The organism is Liquorilactobacillus sicerae (genome assembly GCF_029916425.1).
Classification (GTDB): domain Bacteria; phylum Bacillota; class Bacilli; order Lactobacillales; family Lactobacillaceae; genus Liquorilactobacillus; species Liquorilactobacillus sicerae.
In genome coordinates, this window is sequence record NZ_JAHAVQ010000152.1 from 1 (window position 1) to 508 (window position 508).

The 508-nt window shown below is 41.5% G+C and carries 1 protein-coding gene; it reads right to left on the reverse strand.

The genetic code is table 11. The features are described from left to right. A partial coding sequence (locus KH893_RS11745) for an RluA family pseudouridine synthase (protein WP_281166270.1) occupies nt 1-508 on the reverse strand: 508 nt, incomplete at both ends.

Genomic DNA, 508 nt, shown 5'->3' on the forward strand with positions numbered 1-508 from the left:
TCTCAGAAGCGTGAAGTGCCTGTCGGGAAATTAATTTTGAATGCGGTCCCCCATATAATGCATCACCGATCAATGGATGCCCAGCCCAAGTCATATGAACGCGAATTTGATGAGTTCGACCAGTATGCAACTGAATTCGCAATTGAGTAAAATTCTGAAAACGTTTCTCAACCCAATATTCAGTGACTGATTTTTTACCATCCTGACGAACTTGTCGCCTAATGAAATCACCTTCAACCCGACCGATTGGTTCATCAATCAATCCGTGGTCTTCTTGAAAGTTGCCGGATACCAAAGCAATATAAAACTTTTCAATATCGTGATGTTCCATCAGGGCATCATTTAGCAAAGCATGAGCAAACTTATGTTTTGCTAAGAGAACCAACCCACTCGTATCGCGATCCAAACGAGTAACAACATGTGGAACAAGGCTATCAGCTTTTTCTTTGATTAAATGAGCCTTGATCATATTAACAAGAGTTGTTTTTCGATCGGCGTGTCCAGGCAC